Source organism: Pseudalkalibacillus sp. R45, assembly GCF_052246725.1.
GTDB lineage: Bacteria > Bacillota > Bacilli > Bacillales > Fictibacillaceae > Pseudalkalibacillus.
This window is the reverse complement of record NZ_JBQQCL010000005.1, coordinates 156,058-173,589: the sequence shown is the minus strand read 5'-3', so window position 1 is coordinate 173,589 and position 17,532 is coordinate 156,058. Positions and strand designations below refer to the sequence as shown.

Sequence of the window (17,532 nt, the reverse complement as noted above, 5' to 3'; positions counted from 1 at the left end):
AAGATGAGAATTGAGGATCTATATTGAAACAACTTTTATTTAATATGACAACATCTGAAAAAAGAGCTGCGCTTGTCAATCATGGACAATTGGTCGAGGTGATGCTTGAACGTCCCAATGCTTATCCAAAAGCCGGGAATATATACGTAGGGCGCGTCGTTAAAGTACTGCCGGGTATGCAAGCGGCCTTTGTCGACGTTGGATTTGAACAGAACGGATTCATTCATGCCACTGATTTGGTCCCGAAATCCGGAAAGGAAAATCAGACCATCTCTGAAAAGATACATGAAGGCCAATGGATTATTGTCCAAGTGAAAAAAGAAGCTTCCAAAAGCAAGGGGCCTCTCCTTACGGAAAACATTACGATACCTGGAGAGCATCTTGTTTATTTACCGTTCGGGAACTACACAGCCGTTTCAAAAAAGTTATCAGAGGATGATACGGAGCGGATGAGAAAAGTGGGGGATGAACTGACCGCAGGGTGTGAAGGTTTGATCATGCGTACTTCGAGCTCAGAAGTATCACTTGAGCAGTTAGATCAAGAAGTTTCAAGACTCCGACAGCAATGGGAAACTCTTTCAGATAGAGCTGAGACCTTAAAGCGCACTTCTTTATTGTTTGAAGGGAATACGTTGATTGAGCGCGCTTTAGTTCATACCTCTAATGAGGAAATGACGTACATCTTTGATGACTTCGATGTTTACCGATCCTTTAAGAATAAATATCCGAACTTCTCTGAGAAGACCTATTTATACAAGGGAACTGAAAATCTTTTCAGTCATCATAATATTGAGCAGGCAATACATAAAGCACTTCAGCCTGTTGTTTGGTTAAAAAATGGGGGGTATATCAATATTGACCCCACAGAAGCGTTGACAGTTATTGATGTGAATACCGGGAAATTCACTGGTAAACAAGATCGTGACGAATCAATTTTAGAGACGAATCTACACGCAGCAGAAGAGGCTGCAAGACAATTGAGGCTACGTAATATAAGTGGTATGATCGTCATCGACTTCATCCGAATGAATAGTAAAGATCATCAAGAAAAAGTTATAAGGCGACTTGAAAACACGTTCAACCAAGACCCGATTCGAACAAGAATTCATGGTTTCACTGCACTTGGTTTATTAGAACTTACTCGTCAAAAGGTGAAAGACAGCCTCTCTGCACAGATGACTGAACCCTGTGCGGTTTGTAATGCAAACCATAGGCAATTATCCGTTGAAACCATCTATTATGCTCTAGAACGGGCTTTGTTTGAACATCGTCATACAGAAGGGGAAGGGATCTGGGTGGAAGTTTCTAAACCATTACGGGAATATCTCAAAGCTCCAGAAAGTGACTTGGAAGATGACCTTTCAAGCCTGATTTCTGCTAAACTGTATATAACGGAAAAATCCGAGGTTGATCATCCTTATTTTCACGTGAGGCAAATCGGGTCATGCGATGTGATCGAAACACGAATAGAGAAGGAATAACATTGACAATGCCTTTTGTTTTATGGTATGATTTTTTCGTTAGTTTTTGGAGCCTCACGCTCCAACCGCTCAAAGCAGGTTTTCAAGCTTAATGATAAAATTGAGGCGAAATTCGCCGCTCAATTTATACTGGAACCAGTATTCATTCAGATGAAGAGAGCAAAAAGTTCAAGGCGCAGAAGTGGACGAGGACCGGAGTGTAGATTGACCTACATGAGGACCGGAGTCACGATGCAATGCAGAAATTCGCAGCTCAATTTATGTGAAGTTGAAACAATAGAGTCGAGTAGTTCGAGGCGCGGAAGTTTACGAGGACCAGATAATAGAAATCCTATTTGAGGACCGCAGTAACGACGCAACAAAGAAATACGACGACTATATTGATTCAGAAGCACCTGTAATGGCGAGTCTGAGTTTAACAGGAGGTGCATATGATGTACGCAATTATTGAAGCAGGCGGAAAACAATTCCGTGTAGAAGAAGGACAAGAGCTTTATATTGAAAAAGTGAATGGTGAAGCAGGCGACACAATTACTTTCGATCGTGTATTGATGGTAGGTGGAAATGACGTAAAAGTCGGAAGCCCGCTCGTAGACGGAGCGACTGTAACTGCTAAGGTCGACAAGCAAGGTCGTGCAAAAAAAGTCGTTGTTTACAAGTTCAAGCCTAAAAAGAACTATCGTCGTAAACAAGGACATCGTCAACCATACACAAAAGTTGTTATTGACAAAATTAACGTATAATCATGTTAAGGGTCAATATAATTCGTGATCAGCGTAAAATCGTGTCGTTCAGCATTACGGGGCACGCCGAATCAGGTCCATATGGACATGATCTTGTGTGTGCAGCAGTGACAGCTGTTTCCTTTGGGACTGTAAATGCAATTGAAGAACTCTGCCAGGTTGAGCCTGAAGTGGAGACTCGTGAAGACGGCGGGTATTTTACATTCAAGACACCTTCCTCTGTAAGTGAACAAACATCAGAGAAGATACAGCTTTTACTAGAAGGTATGCTGGTTGCATTGAAGTCTATCGAACGTGACTATGGTCAATATATCAAAATCAATTAGGTTTTAGGAGGTGCATCTCATGCTTAAGTTAAACCTGCAATACTTCGCATCCAAAAAGGGTGTTGGTAGTACAAAGAACGGTCGTGACTCAATCTCTAAGCGTCTAGGAGCTAAGAGAGCTGACGGACAAACTGTTTCTGGTGGTTCTATTCTTTTCCGTCAACGCGGAACAAAGATCTACCCTGGTAAGAACGTTGGCCGCGGTGGAGATGACACTTTATTCGCTAAGGTGGACGGAGTCGTTCGATTCGAGCGTCTAGGTCGTAACCGTAAGCAAGTAAGTGTTTACCCAGTAGCCAAAGAAGCGTAACACTTAAACTCTAACCGGACTGGTTAGAGTTTTTTTCTTCTTATACCTTTTTAAAAGACGGTTAATTTTAACGTTTGGGAGTGCTGATATGAAGGAAAAATGGGATCCCGTTAGTCTATTACGTCATGCCCGGCATGATTGGCTGAACCAACTTCAACTAATAAAAGGAAATTTAGCACTAGACCGTACTGACCGGGCTAAAGAAATAATTGAAAAGGTAGTGCATGAAGCGAAGAACGAGGCGAAGGTCTCAAATCTTCGGATGCCGAAAATGGCTGAATTTTTATTAACATACAATTGGCAGCAGAACAAGTATCGACTCGATTATGAAGTGATCGGTGATGAACAAGACCTTTCGTCGTTTGACGATGCGATTTATGACTGGACCAAAGAATTCATCAGTCATCTTGATAAATTGGTGGAACCAGATGGAGAACCGCATCTGATGATTACCATCCAATTGATTCAGGGAAGATCAAGAATCACTTATGATTTTGCAGGGAAAATTGATCTGGACTCCTGTAAGGCATTAGATTCACTGAATCCTTTACATAATTCAATCACGATCGTCGAAAGCTACTGTCAGGAAAATGAACTGTTATATATCCTTGAACTAGGATCATAAGGTGAGGTGAGAAATATCATGTTTGTCGATCAGGTTACTGTATTTATAAAATCAGGTGATGGCGGAAACGGAATGGTTGCCTTCCGCAGAGAGAAATATGTACCAGATGGGGGACCAGCTGGTGGAGACGGTGGAAAGGGCGGAGACGTCATTTTCCAGGTTGAAGAAGGATTACGGACATTGATGGACTTCCGTTACAACCGTCACTTCAAAGCTCCACGCGGGGAAAATGGAATGTCTAAAAACATGCATGGACGGAATGCAGAAAATAGGATTATCAAAGTCCCTCCAGGAACAGTCGTGACTGATGTCAAGACTGGAAAGGTCATTGCTGATCTCATTCAACATGGGCAGCAAGCAGTCATTGCGAAAGGCGGACGAGGGGGACGTGGGAATACACGTTTTGCAACGCCGAAAAATCCGGCACCTGAACTTTCCGAGAATGGTGAACCAGGTGAAGAGAGAGAAGTCACATTAGAATTGAAATTACTTGCTGATGTTGGACTTGTTGGTTTTCCTAGTGTCGGGAAATCAACGCTATTGTCCATTGTATCAGCAGCTAAGCCTAAAATTGCCGAGTACCATTTCACAACGTTAAGTCCGAACCTTGGCGTTGTTGAAACAGAGGACAACCGGAGTTTCGTCATGGCGGACCTGCCAGGATTGATCGAAGGTGCACATGAAGGAGTCGGTTTGGGTCATCAGTTCTTAAGACATATTGAAAGGACACGAGTGATTGTCCATGTCCTTGATATGTCAGGTATGGAAGGAAGAGATCCATACGAAGACTTTTTGAAAATCAATGAAGAGCTTAAGCAATATAATCTGCGTTTGACAGAACGTCCACAGCTTGTTGTTGCAAATAAGATGGACATGCCAGATGCAGAAGATAATCTCGAGCTATTCAAAGAACAGGTTGGAGATGAATACCCGATCTTCCCGATTTCAGCGATTACCAAAGACGGAGTACGGGATTTGTTATTTGAAATTGCGAATAAATTAGAAACAACGCCTGAATTTCCACTCGTAGAAGATGAGGAAGAAGAGGATGAAAGAGTGCTTTATAAGCATCAAAAGGAAGAACAGCCTTTTGAACTTTCACGAGAAGATGATGGCACATTTGTCATTTCCGGTGGCAAAATTGAGCGTCTATTCAAAATGACGGACTTCTCCAGAGATGAATCGGTCAGACGGTTTGCTCAACAGATGAGAAGGATGGGAATTGATGACGCTCTTAGAGAACGCGGTGCTGAAGATGGTGACATCGTCCGCATCATGGATTATGAATTTGAATTTATTGAATAGACTGTCGTAGTGACGGTCTATTTTTTATTTGGCTCTGTTTAATCTTACAGGCAGAAACCTTGAAAAACCTTCTATATAAAAATCCAAAATCAAACTGTATCAATAAAAAGCATCGATAATACGATAAAGTTGCTAACAAAAGCTAATCCTTATATACTGAGGTAACAATTCCTTAACAGGAGGCTGCAAGATGGATCGTAAAGGTGAACGTTTTTATCTGGTACAAGAGGATGTCCTTTCCGAAGCGATGACAAAAACGCTTGAAGCGAAAGCGCTTTTAGAATCAGGAAAAGTGAGTACAATCAATGAAGCAGTTAAAGCCGTAGATTTAAGCAGAAGTGCATTTTATAAATACCGTGATCGGATTTTCCCGTTTGAAACGATGGTCCAAAAGCAAATCGTATCTATTTCTATCCATTTGGAAGACCGTTCAGGATCATTGTCGTCCTTACTTAGGATTCTTGCCGAATTAGGATGTAATATCTTGACGATACACCAAACGATTCCCCTGCAAGGAAAAGCAAATGTTACACTGTCGATCGAGACGGCATCTTCCAAAGAAGACATCAATGGTATTCTTAAAGCGCTTGAAAAGTTGGAACATGTCAGACAAGTAAGCATAATCGGGTCCGGCGCATAGCGAGAATTTAAAGATGACGATAAATGACAAAACGGCACCGAATTATTTCGGATTTGCACCGATAAAAACAGAGATGCACCGATAAAAATTTCCCCCAATATAGGAAATCAGCAACTTCTGACGAGCTAATTGAAAAACTATGAACGTGACAACAAGTACCCTTTCCCTTCTAATGCTCTGCATGCTTGGTCCAACTGATCTTCTGAATCTGCTTCTAATGTGTGCAGGTGGACACCGTCCGTCAATTCAAGTAGGTAAGCCGCATTGGTTTCCCGGACTTTATTGATGAATTGTTCAACATCATGACGATTTTGAATCATGATCACCCCAGTCAAGTCTCCATAGACAGGATGTTCAATCGTAACATCTTTTACCGTAACGCCATAATCGACAATTGTATTGAGTTCATCTACTGTTTCATCAGAAGAATGCTGGCATGCAATGATTCTTGTGTATTTCTGTTTTGAAGAAACGGTTTGGAAATATAAATATCCGTTGGAAGTAGCCATAATGGGTTCATTTCGAGCTTTCAACAACGAAATATCCTGAACAATCACCTGCCGGCTTACATTTGTCTGTTTTGCAAGATGACTTCCCGTCAGTGGAGTCTCACTCTGTTTCAGCCATTGAAGCAGTAAGTCCCTCCGTTCTTCCCCTAAGACCTTATCTCCTTTATCTTTCATTACGCTTTTCCTCCTAAAACAACAGTTTCGTTCATTTAAGAATACCACATTTCCATTCCGAATAACGAGCCCTTCACAATCATAAAGAATATGTGTTTTAACGGACTCATATAATGATTATGGCGAACAGACTGTTTTTTAAAAGTGTAGCAAGATGCCCAATCTCTCATATACTGTGTAATGAATTAGGCAGGGAGGAGATCGTTTTGAAAATACACATTGTCAAAAAAGGGGATACACTTTGGAAAATATCTAAAATGTACGGTGTAGATTTGCAAGAGGTCATCAAAGCTAATCCCCAAATAAAGAATCCGGATACCATCTATCCAGGTGCCAAAGTAAAAGTACCGACCAGCAATCCGAACGGAAAACCAAATAATTCAGGTAATATGAAAAACAAAATAATGCCACATATGAATATGAAAATGAAGGAGAAACCGATAACAAAGGAAAAGCCAATGCCTAAACCGAAAAAAGAAATGCCGATCAAAGCACCTACGAAAAAAGAGATGCCAATCAAAAAGGAAATGCCAATTAAAAAAGAGCTGCCGATAAAAGAGAAGCCGATAAAGGAAAAACCGATCGTAAAAGAAAAACCGGTTGTTAAAAAACCTAAGGCTCCGATCACAGAGGAAGAATTTCAAATTACATTAGGCTTACAAAAAGAAGAAAAGACAACCACATATGAAATGCCTAAGCCAAAACCTGTCAAGCCTTGTCCACCAGTCGAATGTATTCCATATGATGATTGCTGTATGCCCGATCCTTGTGCAGGACCATGGGGACATTACGGGTCATATCAAATGATGGATCCTTGCTGTGGTCCGATGATGCAACCGTATGGTTATCACCATCAAATGGGAGGCTATCCGATGTATGGTCATATGGAACAATACGGAGATATCCCAAATGGTTATGCGTCGCCACTCGAAATGTATGGAATGGAAGAGATGGATTATGATGACTATCAGTGGATGGGGCAAGAACATGGCGGCGGACAAATGATGCCATGGATGGGGCAAGAACATGGCGGCGGAGAAATGATGCCATGGATGGGGCAAGAACATGGCGGCGGACAAATGATGCCATGGATGGGGCAAGAACATGGCGGCGGACAAATGATGCCATGGATGGGGCAAGAACATGGCGGCGGACAAATGATGCCATGGATGGGCCAAGATCAAGGCGGCGGGCAGATGCCATGGATGGGTCAAGATCAAAGCGGAGGACAGATGCCATGGATGGGGCAAGACCAAGGCGGAGGACAGCTGCCATGGATGGGGCAAGACCAAAGTGGCGGGCAGATGATGCAGCAAGGTCAGAATAATGAATCTCTAAATCCATGGGCAAGCCAGGATCAGGGCGGAATGATGGGTCAGCTTCCGATGATGCAAGGTCAGCAAGGTGGCGGTCAACAAATGCCGTGGATGCAACAAGATCAAGGCGGAATGATGGGTCAGCTTCCAATGATGCAAGGCCAGCAAGGCGGCGGTCAACAAATGCCGTGGATGCAACAGGACCAAGGCGGAATGATGGGTCAACTTCCGATGATGCAAGGGCAGCAGGGCGGCGGACAGATGCCGGGGATGCAACAAGATCAAGACGGAATGATGGGTCAGCTTCCGATGATGCAAGGGCAGCAGGGCGGCGGACAGATGCCATGGATGCAACAAGACCAAGCCGGGATGATGGGTCAGCTTCCGATGATGCAAGGTCAGCAGGGCGGCGGTCAAATGCCATGGATGCAACAAGATCAAGGCGGAATGATGGGTCAGCTTCCAATGATGCAAGGTCAGCAAGGCAGCGGACAACAAATGCCATGGATGCAACAAGATCAAGGTGGAATGATGGGTCAGCTTCCGATGATGCAAGGCCAGCAAGGCGGTGGTCAAATGCCATGGATGCAACAGGATCAAGGCGGAATGATGGGCCAGACTCCAGGTAGGGACCCATATTGGGACATTGACATTCAGATGCAGCCAAGGAAACAAAAGAAAAAAGACACCAAAAAAGAATAGGGAACTATTTCCGTCTCAAATAGGATTAATTTAAACCTCTGATTGCCATTCTAAATGGTGAAAGGAGGTTTATTAATGAAAAAATTAATGGTATTGACTTCAGCTTTGATGCTGACAGGTGCATTAACGGCATGTAATGCAGATGGTAACGGTGCGATGGAAACACGTTATGATAATGACACTCGTCCTATTGGGTACTATACGAATGATGATGCCAATGAGGGACCTTTAACTCAGATTGCAGATCGTGATCGCAGAGACCTCGACAGGGCAGAAATCAATTATGCAGATGACTACAATGGTGGAGACCTTGCTGCTCGAATCTCCAAGCGAGTAAAAGATATGAAAAACGTTGACGATGTGCGTGTCGTGGTCAACGGTGACACAGTTTTGGTTGGCGTCGATACGAATGATCGAAACGACCAGGATGTTCGAAAGAACGTAAAGGAAGCTGTGCAGCAAATGACTGATAAAAACGTTCGGGTAACAACGGACGAAGAAATGTTTACAAGAATCAGAAATGTCGATGACGATTTGAGAAATGGGAATGGTTTCGCAGAAGTTCGTTCAGATGTAAATGCAATAATGAACGACATAGGGGATGCCATGCAACGACCTTTCCAAAACAATCGTTAAAGTAGTTTCAAGCTGGAGTTGACGCCTTTTGTGTCAGCTCCATTTTCTTTTTTAAGGGTGTAGATATGTGCTATATTGAAAAAAGAAGTGTAAGAAAAGGGGAGAAACAATATGGCAGGACATTCTAAATGGAAAAATATACAACGCAGGAAAAATGCGCAGGATGCAAAGCGCGGAAAAGTGTTCATGAAGCTTGCTAAAGAAATTTTCATAGCTGCAAAAGAAGGTGGCGGTGATCCCGAGACAAATCCATCACTCCGTTTAGCTGTTGATAAAGCCAAATCTTCGAACATGCCGAATGAAAATATTGATCGTGCTATTAAGAAGGCGAGTGGAAATTTAGAAGGCGTCAACTATGAAGAAATCGTCTATGAAGGATATGGAGCCGGCGGTACAGCTGTAATGGTGGAAATATTGACGGATAATAAAAATCGTACTGCTGCTGAAGTGAGACATGCGTTTTCGAAAAATGGAGGGAACTTAGGTGAATCTGGATGTGTCGCCTTCATGTTTGACCGTAAAGGTGTGATTATCATTGATCAAGACGAAGTTTCACTTTCTGAAGATGAATTCATGTTAGAAATCATCGAATCGGGTGCGGAAGAGTATGAAGTGAATGAAGGAGCGTATGAGATCTACACCGATGCCGAACAATTTTCTAGTGTTAAGAATGATTTATTATCAAAACGATATACGCCTTCAACTGCAGAAATCACGATGATCCCTCAGACGCTGACAAAGCTTGAAGGGGAGGATGAACAAAGAATGTTCAATCTGATCGATGCATTGGAAGAGCTTGATGATGTTCAGGAAGTGTATCATAACCTTGAAATTGCCGATGAACAATAGCGATTCATTTAAGATGGATAAATTACCCTGATTCGGTAAAACTATTACTGAATGTATATTTGTCTGAAGAAGACAAACGTGAGGTGATAGTCAGGTGAAAACCTTCCCTGTGAAAGCAGCTTGGATTTTTCCTATAGTTGTATCCGTATTAGGAGCAGTTTATGTGCTGGTGTTTCATTCATTTGAAGATGAGGTGAAAGCAAACCTACCTTCTCATAGTCATCCACAAGAGCAGGAAGCACAGACTGTTTCTGGTCCACTCACTGTCGAAGTTCTTCTACAGCGAACTTATTTAGACGGGGAAAGCAGTCAAGAAGTCATTTATGAAACAATCTGGTCGATGGAAGACTTTTGGGCGGCTTATGCTGATTGGCAAATGATCGACCAAGATTTGAAACGAGTCATATTCGAACAAGAAATCGATGATATTTCACCCCTCTCAAAAGTGAATGGTTTTTTCGGTCTGACGGAGGATGGCATCCTAACGATTTTCAATGGTAGACCTCATGAAGACCAAGTCATACAGTCCTTCTATCAAATCGATGTAAAGAAACTCGAGAGTAATCTTCTTGAAAAATTAAAAGAAGGAATACGGATCGAAACCAAATCTGACTACCAGGAAGTACTCAATCAATATGAACCATATGCGATCAAAAAATGAACATCATTACACGGCCTGCTGAAACTTTTTCCAGCAGGTCGTTTTTACTTTATCCTAAGCTTTGATGTCGCAGAATTCAATGAATGACAAGTATTTTACCAAGAGTGATCCTAGCGATTGAAACCTTCGTCAGCTCTTATATTCTTTCGACTTTTCTTCAACAGATGTGCTACAATGAAAAAATAAGAAGAAACGTTCGTATTTTTTCTAGATTTACATAATCCGGCGGTTTTTGCTCATAATCCGGCCAGTTTCATAAATAATCCGGCCGATTTCACGGTTATTCCGGCCAAAAGTGTAAAAGGAAACTAAAATAGCAAAACCGCTACACTCTTTAACAGAACTTTTCTTATAAAGAGATCAGATGCACTACAAATAGGGGAGAAGGTTACAAACATTGATTGATTATATTACAGGAATAGTGAAATACATACATTCAGATCATGTCGTACTCGAATGCGGCCACATTGGATATAAAATTAACTGCCCGAATCCTTTCATATATCAAAAACAAATCGGTAACACAACGACCATTTTTACGTATCAGCATGTACGTGAAGATATTTTGGCGTTGTATGGGTTTGAAAACCTGGATGAACGTGATTTGTTCATGAAATTGATCCAAGTTTCTGGAATTGGCCCAAAGGGAGCACTGGCTATTCTAGCTTCAGGGAAGCCGGATCAGGTCGTTACTGCTATTGAAAATGAAGATGAGAAGTTTCTGACCCGTTTTCCTGGGGTCGGCAAGAAGACTGCTAGACAAATGATTTTGGATCTTAAAGGGAAATTGACGAACTGGACTGAAGTGAAAATCGAAGAGAAACCAAAAGTTGAAATGTCAGAAGATGGTCTTCAAGATGCATTTGAAGCGCTTGAAGCTCTTGGATATGGTCAGAAAGAAATCAAGAAAGTTGCACCTCAACTAGAAGGTGAAAGTGGATTGTCAACGGATCAATACATAAAGAAAGCTTTACAATTATTATTGAATTGACCTGAGGTGGGTGTGAGATGGAAGAACGGATAATTTCGAATGAACTCAATCAGGAAGATGAAACGCTTGAATTTAGTCTGCGGCCACAATACCTCCAACAATATATCGGACAACGGAAGGTAAAAGAAAATCTTCAAGTCTTCATTGAAGCTGCAAAAATGCGAAGCGAACCACTTGATCACGTACTCTTATATGGACCTCCGGGATTAGGGAAGACGACTCTTTCCTGTATCATCGCTAATGAAATGGGTGTAAACATTCGGACTACGAGTGGTCCAGCAATCGAGCGGCCTGGTGACCTAGCTGCGATTTTAACTGCACTTGAACCTGGGGATGTCCTCTTCATCGATGAAATCCATAGACTGCATCGATCAGTTGAAGAGGTCTTATATCCTGCGATGGAAGACTTTTGCCTTGATATCGTTATTGGAAAAGGGGAAACAGCCAGATCTGTACGTTTGGATCTACCACCTTTTACCTTAGTAGGAGCGACAACTCGAGCAGGTTTGTTATCTGCTCCGTTGCGTGACCGTTTTGGTGTCCATAGCAGGCTTGATTACTATGAATTAGATGATTTGACGGAAATCGTCATCCGCACAGGAGATTTTTTTGAGATAAAAGTTCAGCCGGATGCTGCTGAAGAATTAGGGCGAAGAGCTCGCGGTACTCCTCGTATCGTAAACAGATTACTGAAAAGGGTTCGTGATTTCGCCCAGGTACAAGGAGATGGGATCATAACAAAGGATATTGCGGTCCAAGCACTTGAAAGGCTTCAGGTGGACCGTTTAGGATTGGACAATATTGACTATAAATTGTTAAGAGGGATTATTGAAAATTACAAAGGCGGTCCGGTAGGTTTGAATACCATCGCAGCAACAATTGGTGAAGAACCTCAAACGATAGAAGACGTCTACGAACCTTATTTGCTCCAGATTGGATTCATCCAACGGACACCAAGGGGTCGTATGACAACTGGACTTGCCTACAAGCATTTTGACTTGGAGGAACCGAAAAGGCCATGAGTAAAATTTTCATTGTAATCGGTATCGTATTTATACTATTTGGAATCATTGGCAGTTTCATCGGAAAATTACCAGGCGATATCGTTTTTAAAAAAGGAAATACGACCTTTTATTTTCCGATTGTCACATCTATTGCCGTGAGTATCGTCCTTTCGTTAATTTTTTATTTGATCGGACGCTTCAGATAGAGCCATCTCTTAACAACAATGAATACACAAAATAGCTGATAAATAGGTGAAATGATAATGAAAGTAAATGAATTTGATTTTAATTTGCCAGAACATTTGATTGCGCAAACACCGCTGAAGGATCGTACAAAATCGCGTATGCTGGTGGTCGATCCAGAATCAGGCGGTATTGAACATAATGCATTCAGCGATATCCCGAAATACTTAAAACCAGGAGATTGCCTGGTATTGAATGATACTCGTGTGTTACCTGCACGTTTATACGGTATAAAATCGGAGACCGGAGCGAAAATTGACGTCTTACTTTTGAAAGAAGAAGCGGATAATACCTGGAAGACCCTTGTCAAACCAGCAAAGCGTGTAAAAAAAGGGACAACACTTTCCTTTGGGGAAGGCAGGCTGACAGCGACCTGTATAGAAGAAGGAGACCAGGGAGAGCGTTTATTGAGCTTTGCCTATGAGGGAGGCACGTTCCTCGAAATTCTCGATCAACTTGGAGAGATGCCTCTTCCTCCATATATACGGGAGCAATTGAACGATAAGGAACGGTATCAGACTGTCTTTTCAAAGCACATCGGTTCAGTTGCAGCTCCGACAGCTGGTCTTCATTTTACAGAAGAATTGATTGAAAAGCTTCAAAACAAAGGAGTCCATGTAGCATATATTACTTTACATGTAGGGCTGGGAACATTCAGGCCGGTATCGGTGGAGAATGTTGAAGAACATGAGATGCATGGGGAATATTATCAAATTTCTAAGGGTACAGCGAACTTGTTGAACAAAGTACGGAAAGATGGAAGGCGGATCATTGCGGTCGGTACGACATCTGCACGTACGCTTGAAACAGTTGCACAAAACAGCCCGAAAGAATTTGATGAACAATCAGGTTGGACGGATATTTTCATTTATCCCGGCTATGCATTCAAAGGGATCGATGGACTGATTACTAACTTTCACCTTCCACAATCTACCTTGATCATGTTAGTAAGTGCATTCGCAGGAAAAGATTTGATCATGAAGTCTTATGAAGAGGCTGTGAATGCAGAGTATCGATTCTTCAGCTTCGGAGATTCGATGCTTATATTAGAAGGGAGTATCAGTCATCCATGAGTGCAATACGATATGAACATATCAAAACCTGTAAGCAGTCAGGGGCTCGGCTAGGAAAAGTCCATACGCCGCATGGTACATTTGAAACACCAGTCTTCATGCCCGTAGGAACTCTGGCAACGGTCAAGACGATGAGTCCTGAGGAACTTGAACAAATGGGGGCAGGTATCATCCTCAGCAATACGTATCATTTATGGCTTCGACCGGGTCATGATATTGTAAAAGAAGCGGGAGGGCTCCATAAGTTCATGAATTGGGACGGTGCAATTCTGACGGACTCAGGGGGATTCCAGGTTTTTAGCTTAAGTGATCTGCGGAAAATTACCGAAGAAGGTGTCCACTTCAGAAACCATCTTAGTGGCGAAAAATTGTTCTTAACGCCAGAAGGTGCAATGGAGATTCAGAACGCTTTAGGATCTGACATCATGATGGCGTTTGATGAATGCCCGCCATATCCAGCAGAGTATTCTTATATGAGGCAATCAGTAGAACGGACAAGCCGGTGGGCGGAACGATGTTTGGAAGCTCATCAAAGACCAGTAGATCAAGGGCTTTTTGGAATCGTCCAGGGTGGAGAGTATGAAGAACTTCGAAAACAAAGTGCTAAGGATCTTGTATCACTCGACTTTCCTGGGTATGCGGTTGGCGGCTTGTCTGTCGGCGAACCGAAGGACGTCATGAACCGTGTTCTCGAATTTACGACACCTTGGCTCCCTGATGATAAACCAAGATACCTTATGGGTGTTGGGTCACCTGATTCACTTATCGATGGGGCGATCCGGGGCATCGACATGTTTGATTGTGTTCTTCCTACGAGGATTGCCCGCAATGGGACGTGTATGACGAGCGAAGGAAGATTAGTCGTCCGAAATGCGAAGTTCAGCAAGGATTTCCGACCTCTTGACGAAAATTGTGATTGTTACACGTGCCGCAATTACTCAAGAGCATATATCCGACATCTCGTTAAAAGCAGTGAAACATTCGGCTTTCGGTTAACGACTTATCATAATCTTTATTTTCTGTTAAAATTGATGGAGCGGGTCAGACAGGCGATACGAGAGGATCGATTGCTTGATTTCCGGGAAGAGTTTTTTGAACAGTACGGTTTCAATAAACCGAATGCAAAAAACTTTTAACATACATTATGACTTGAAAGGGGTGAACAACAAATGGAAGGTTTAGGTGGATTAATACCAATTATCCTTATGTTCGTGATTTTCTACTTCATCTTGATCAGACCTCAACAGAAGCGTCAGAAAAAGACGTCTCAAATGCAGGCTAGTCTAGAAAAAGGAAATCGCGTAATTACGATTGGCGGTTTTCACGCAACGATTGAAGCGATCGATGAGGAAAACAACTCAGTCGTCCTTCGTGCAGGAGATGGATCGAAACTTACATACGATCGCTCTGCAATTCGTGAAGTGGTCGATTACAATCAATAATAACCGCAAAAAAAGAGGCTGAAACAGTTCGTGCATCTGCATGCAGATTACACGGTGGATCAGTCTCTTTTTCGTTAGGCTTTGTTAGAAAAGCAGAAGCGATCTGCCTTGTCACGTAGATCACTGGGAAACTGACGAGGAGGGTGGGCAGCCGCTGGAAGTTTGAAGAGATCCAAGTGAATGGTCGTTGAGCTGGACATCACTTCCTACTATAATCTACTTTCGCACTGTATACTCTCTGAAACCAAGTTGTACGAACCCGTTAACGGACACAGGAGACCTTATTTGACCAAAATAATGGAATTTTTCAAACTTAACGGACACCAGGGACCTTATTTCGTAAATATCATAAGAAATCAGCGGCTTTGTTCACAAATAACGGCTGTGGTGTCCGTTAAAGTTTCAGAAACAGCGGTTTTGTCACAAATAACGGCTCTGATGTCCGTTAATTTATATCATGGCTTCTTGGTCTCGCCTGGCTCGCTTTTCCGGCAGGAGTGCCTCAAATTTCAGTTAAAGTAACTCGGTAAAGCCAAGAGTATTGCTTCTGAAACCGCCAGCTTATGCACTTATACTTTCTTCAAGTCTAAAATCCACAAAGTACTTTAACAGGAGCCTCGTTATTAAGCGTTCTGGTTTGTATATGTTGAGGGCATGTCATTCCTAGTGTTTATGTGAAGAGAAGTTGACCCCCATCATCCCTCCTAATGCTGAGGCAAGCAAATAACCAAGGTGATAGATATACTGCTGCGGATCGAATTTTACTTGATAACCAAGGTATTGAACAAGAAAGACCACCAGTGTGAACAACAATCCCGTACCCGCCCCAAGCAACCATCCTTTTTCCTTTCCTTTTCTCCCTGATACGATTCCTCCAATGAAGAGCGCTATGACTGACAAACCAAGGATGACCCATGTTAAAGATTGCTCAGTCAGATTTGAGAATCGAAGGATAAGCGATAGTAAGAAACTGCTGGTCATGATGATCGCCACTACGACAACTAGTCCGAACCCCATTGCTGACATCATACGTCTAGACATATTCTCTCACCCCTTATAGGCATGTATATTCTTTAGTACAACTTATTCAGGACAAAGATAAATTAGAAGTCGAACATGTTTGCCTATTCTCTAACATACGATGTACTATTACGGACAAGTAGAGGATGGGAAATGTGAACGTAACCTTAGCGTTTATCATTTTTTTAGCCAGTTACATCGGAATCATGACTGAAAAAATCAATCGTGCCCTTGTTGCATGTTGCGGTGGAGTAATAATGCTCATTTTTGGCATATTGGAGGTCGAACAAGCTTTCTTCGAGCATGTCGATTGGAATACGATTGCTTTGTTATTTTCAATGATGGTGCTCGTTTCGATTACGAGTCAAAATGGGGTATTTGAATACATAGCGATTTTTTTGGCTCAACAAGTCAAAGGAAAACCAATACCGTTATTGGTCGTCATGTCCACGATTACAGCGATCGGATCAGCTTTATTGGATAATGTCACAACAGTTCTGTTATTGGTTCCGATCATCATCACCCTGACGAATATGTTGAGGGTAACTAGCACACCATTCTTAATAAGTGCGATTATTTTTGCAAATATCGGGGGGACTGCAACGTTGATTGGTGATCCTCCAAACATCATGATCGGTCAGGCCGTTGATCACCTGGATTTCAATGATTTCATCCTAAATCTTGGACCAGTTGTTTTGATCATCTATCTTGTAGTCATTGGAGGCTTATCTCTCTTTTACCGGCGCAGTTTATTCATTTCAAGTGAAAAAAGGTTGCAGTTGATGCAGCTTGATCCAAAAGAATATTTGAAAAAAGGTCCGATGCTTTATAAGTCCGTTACAGTTCTTCTCATGACGATTTGTGGGTTCCTGCTTCATCCAATCCTTCATTTGGATTTGACCACTGTCGCAATGAGTGGGGCTTTGTTGTTATTATTGTTGACGACGAAGGAACAGGAGATTGAAGAAGTTTTTCGCTCAATCGAATGGGTGACGCTATTTTTCTTCGTTGGTTTGTTCATTTTGGTCGGTGGATTGATTGAAGTGGGAATCATTGACGAAATGGCTAGAGGGATATTGTCATGGACAGAAGGGGATATTCCTAAGACTACGGTTATCATCTTATGGGGATCAGGGTTATTGTCTGGGTTTGTAGATAATATCCCGTTTGTAGCCGCCATGATTCCGGTCATCATGGAGTTCGAGGAATACGGGATTCAAAACCTCGATCCGCTCTGGTGGGCTCTTGCTTTAGGTTCTTGTTTAGGAGGAAATGCAACATTGATTGGTGCTTCAGCAAATGTCATCGTGGCTGGATTAGCGTCAAAATCAAAACAAACCTTCAGTTTTATACAATACTTATTAATCGGATTCCCGGTTGTCATCGTTTCATTGATCATTTCAACAATTTATCTGGTTTTACGCTATTTATTAGCGTACTACTAAAATTTTACCATCCAGATCTTTTCATATCTTCTCCTTA

Annotated in this window: 20 protein-coding genes; 18 read left to right on the top strand and 2 right to left on the bottom strand. The window is 42.2% G+C overall.

The window, feature by feature from the left end:
• Positions 1–23 precede the first annotated feature (23 nt).
• The 7 genes from ACTWQL_RS11605 to ACTWQL_RS11575 all read left to right on the top strand — a co-directional run bounded on the left by ACTWQL_RS11605 (position 24) and on the right by ACTWQL_RS11575 (position 5,430).
• The gene (locus tag ACTWQL_RS11605) at positions 24–1,481 is read left to right on the top strand and encodes an Rne/Rng family ribonuclease (RefSeq protein WP_443142601.1); all 1,458 of its coding nucleotides are present in this window, start codon (positions 24–26) and stop codon (positions 1,479–1,481) included.
• Positions 1,482–1,915: 434 nt separating this feature from the next.
• The gene (rplU, locus tag ACTWQL_RS11600) at positions 1,916–2,224 is read left to right on the top strand and encodes a 50S ribosomal protein L21 (RefSeq protein ID WP_261133308.1); all 309 of its coding nucleotides are present in this window, start codon (positions 1,916–1,918) and stop codon (positions 2,222–2,224) included.
• A gap of 2 nt (positions 2,225–2,226) precedes the next feature.
• Entirely contained in the window at positions 2,227–2,550 is a 324-nt protein-coding gene (locus ACTWQL_RS11595) for a ribosomal-processing cysteine protease Prp (protein ID WP_443142600.1), read from the top strand.
• A gap of 19 nt (positions 2,551–2,569) precedes the next feature.
• On the top strand, positions 2,570–2,860 hold the full coding sequence (gene rpmA, locus ACTWQL_RS11590; protein WP_236334226.1) for a 50S ribosomal protein L27: 291 nt from the start codon (positions 2,570–2,572) through the stop codon (positions 2,858–2,860).
• An 88-nt stretch (positions 2,861–2,948) separates the two neighbouring features.
• Positions 2,949–3,485, top strand: a complete 537-nt coding sequence (locus tag ACTWQL_RS11585; protein ID WP_443142599.1) for a Spo0B C-terminal domain-containing protein — start codon at positions 2,949–2,951, stop codon at positions 3,483–3,485.
• Between the two features lie 18 nt (positions 3,486–3,503).
• Positions 3,504–4,790 carry a GTPase ObgE gene (obgE, locus tag ACTWQL_RS11580; protein ID WP_443142598.1) on the top strand — a complete coding sequence of 429 codons (1,287 nt, stop codon included), beginning with the start codon at positions 3,504–3,506 and terminating at the stop codon, positions 4,788–4,790.
• 190 nt (positions 4,791–4,980) lie between these two features.
• Positions 4,981–5,430, top strand: a complete 450-nt coding sequence (locus ACTWQL_RS11575; protein ID WP_443142597.1) for an ACT domain-containing protein — start codon at positions 4,981–4,983, stop codon at positions 5,428–5,430.
• A gap of 137 nt (positions 5,431–5,567) precedes the next feature.
• Here the strand turns inward: ACTWQL_RS11575 and ACTWQL_RS11570 are convergent, their stop codons facing one another.
• Positions 5,568–6,113, bottom strand: coding sequence for a transcription repressor NadR (locus tag ACTWQL_RS11570; protein WP_443142596.1), 546 nt, complete (start codon positions 6,111–6,113; stop codon positions 5,568–5,570).
• 206 nt (positions 6,114–6,319) lie between these two features.
• On the opposite strand from ACTWQL_RS11570, the gene safA reads away from it, so the two are divergent.
• The 10 genes from safA to yajC all read left to right on the top strand — a co-directional run bounded on the left by safA (position 6,320) and on the right by yajC (position 15,030).
• Positions 6,320–8,131, top strand: coding sequence for a SafA/ExsA family spore coat assembly protein (gene safA, locus ACTWQL_RS11565; RefSeq protein ID WP_443142595.1), 1,812 nt, complete (start codon positions 6,320–6,322; stop codon positions 8,129–8,131).
• Between the two features lie 75 nt (positions 8,132–8,206).
• On the top strand, positions 8,207–8,767 hold the full coding sequence (locus tag ACTWQL_RS11560; RefSeq protein ID WP_443142594.1) for a YhcN/YlaJ family sporulation lipoprotein: 561 nt from the start codon (positions 8,207–8,209) through the stop codon (positions 8,765–8,767).
• Positions 8,768–8,878: 111 nt separating this feature from the next.
• Positions 8,879–9,616 (top strand): YebC/PmpR family DNA-binding transcriptional regulator, encoded by a 738-nt coding sequence (locus ACTWQL_RS11555; protein WP_443142593.1) that lies wholly within the window; start codon positions 8,879–8,881, stop codon positions 9,614–9,616.
• A gap of 94 nt (positions 9,617–9,710) precedes the next feature.
• Positions 9,711–10,277: a BofC C-terminal domain-containing protein gene (locus ACTWQL_RS11550; RefSeq protein ID WP_443142592.1), complete on the top strand. Its 567-nt coding sequence runs from the start codon at positions 9,711–9,713 to the stop codon at positions 10,275–10,277.
• Between the two features lie 397 nt (positions 10,278–10,674).
• A complete protein-coding gene (gene ruvA / locus ACTWQL_RS11545; RefSeq protein ID WP_443142591.1) occupies positions 10,675–11,268 on the top strand; it encodes a Holliday junction branch migration protein RuvA in 594 nt (197 codons plus the stop codon).
• Positions 11,269–11,285: 17 nt separating this feature from the next.
• Positions 11,286–12,290, top strand: a complete 1,005-nt coding sequence (gene ruvB, locus ACTWQL_RS11540; RefSeq protein ID WP_221566211.1) for a Holliday junction branch migration DNA helicase RuvB — start codon at positions 11,286–11,288, stop codon at positions 12,288–12,290.
• Complete coding sequence (locus ACTWQL_RS11535; protein ID WP_443142590.1) at positions 12,287–12,478, top strand: DUF2905 domain-containing protein; 192 nt, start codon at positions 12,287–12,289, stop codon at positions 12,476–12,478. Before ruvB ends, ACTWQL_RS11535 begins: the two co-directional genes overlap by 4 nt.
• Before the next feature lie 57 nt (positions 12,479–12,535).
• On the top strand, positions 12,536–13,588 hold the full coding sequence (gene queA, locus ACTWQL_RS11530; RefSeq protein ID WP_443142589.1) for a tRNA preQ1(34) S-adenosylmethionine ribosyltransferase-isomerase QueA: 1,053 nt from the start codon (positions 12,536–12,538) through the stop codon (positions 13,586–13,588).
• Entirely contained in the window at positions 13,585–14,724 is a 1,140-nt protein-coding gene (tgt, locus tag ACTWQL_RS11525; RefSeq protein ID WP_443142588.1) for a tRNA guanosine(34) transglycosylase Tgt, read from the top strand. The genes queA and tgt overlap by 4 nt, the downstream gene beginning before the upstream one ends.
• Positions 14,725–14,757: 33 nt before the next feature.
• Positions 14,758–15,030, top strand: a complete 273-nt coding sequence (gene yajC, locus ACTWQL_RS11520; RefSeq protein ID WP_443142587.1) for a preprotein translocase subunit YajC — start codon at positions 14,758–14,760, stop codon at positions 15,028–15,030.
• A gap of 663 nt (positions 15,031–15,693) precedes the next feature.
• On the opposite strand, the gene ACTWQL_RS11515 is transcribed toward yajC, so the two are convergent.
• Positions 15,694–16,071, bottom strand: coding sequence for a TIGR04086 family membrane protein (locus tag ACTWQL_RS11515; protein ID WP_443142586.1), 378 nt, complete (start codon positions 16,069–16,071; stop codon positions 15,694–15,696).
• A 134-nt stretch (positions 16,072–16,205) separates the two neighbouring features.
• Here ACTWQL_RS11515 and ACTWQL_RS11510 point away from each other — a divergent pair, with 134 nt between their 5' ends.
• Entirely contained in the window at positions 16,206–17,495 is a 1,290-nt protein-coding gene (locus ACTWQL_RS11510) for an ArsB/NhaD family transporter (RefSeq protein ID WP_443142585.1), read from the top strand.
• Positions 17,496–17,532 lie beyond the last annotated feature (37 nt).

Bases quoted from the DNA above. Each gene is read 5' to 3' on its own strand.
- ruvB (WP_221566211.1), top strand. From the start codon at position 11,286: ATGGAAGAACGGATAATTTCGAATGAACTCAATCAGGAAGATGAAACG.
- ACTWQL_RS11570 (WP_443142596.1), bottom strand. From the start codon at position 6,113: ATGAAAGATAAAGGAGATAAGGTCTTAGGGGAAGAACGGAGGGACTTA.
- ACTWQL_RS11535 (WP_443142590.1), top strand. From the start codon at position 12,287: ATGAGTAAAATTTTCATTGTAATCGGTATCGTATTTATACTATTTGGA.
- ACTWQL_RS11585 (WP_443142599.1), top strand. From the start codon at position 2,949: ATGAAGGAAAAATGGGATCCCGTTAGTCTATTACGTCATGCCCGGCAT.
- ACTWQL_RS11560 (WP_443142594.1), top strand. From the start codon at position 8,207: ATGAAAAAATTAATGGTATTGACTTCAGCTTTGATGCTGACAGGTGCA.
- ACTWQL_RS11555 (WP_443142593.1), top strand. From the start codon at position 8,879: ATGGCAGGACATTCTAAATGGAAAAATATACAACGCAGGAAAAATGCG.
- queA (WP_443142589.1), top strand. From the start codon at position 12,536: ATGAAAGTAAATGAATTTGATTTTAATTTGCCAGAACATTTGATTGCG.
- rpmA (WP_236334226.1), top strand. From the start codon at position 2,570: ATGCTTAAGTTAAACCTGCAATACTTCGCATCCAAAAAGGGTGTTGGT.
- tgt (WP_443142588.1), top strand. From the start codon at position 13,585: ATGAGTGCAATACGATATGAACATATCAAAACCTGTAAGCAGTCAGGG.
- rplU (WP_261133308.1), top strand. From the start codon at position 1,916: ATGTACGCAATTATTGAAGCAGGCGGAAAACAATTCCGTGTAGAAGAA.
- ACTWQL_RS11515 (WP_443142586.1), bottom strand. From the start codon at position 16,071: ATGTCTAGACGTATGATGTCAGCAATGGGGTTCGGACTAGTTGTCGTA.
- ACTWQL_RS11595 (WP_443142600.1), top strand. From the start codon at position 2,227: ATGTTAAGGGTCAATATAATTCGTGATCAGCGTAAAATCGTGTCGTTC.
- ACTWQL_RS11575 (WP_443142597.1), top strand. From the start codon at position 4,981: ATGGATCGTAAAGGTGAACGTTTTTATCTGGTACAAGAGGATGTCCTT.
- yajC (WP_443142587.1), top strand. From the start codon at position 14,758: ATGGAAGGTTTAGGTGGATTAATACCAATTATCCTTATGTTCGTGATT.
- obgE (WP_443142598.1), top strand. From the start codon at position 3,504: ATGTTTGTCGATCAGGTTACTGTATTTATAAAATCAGGTGATGGCGGA.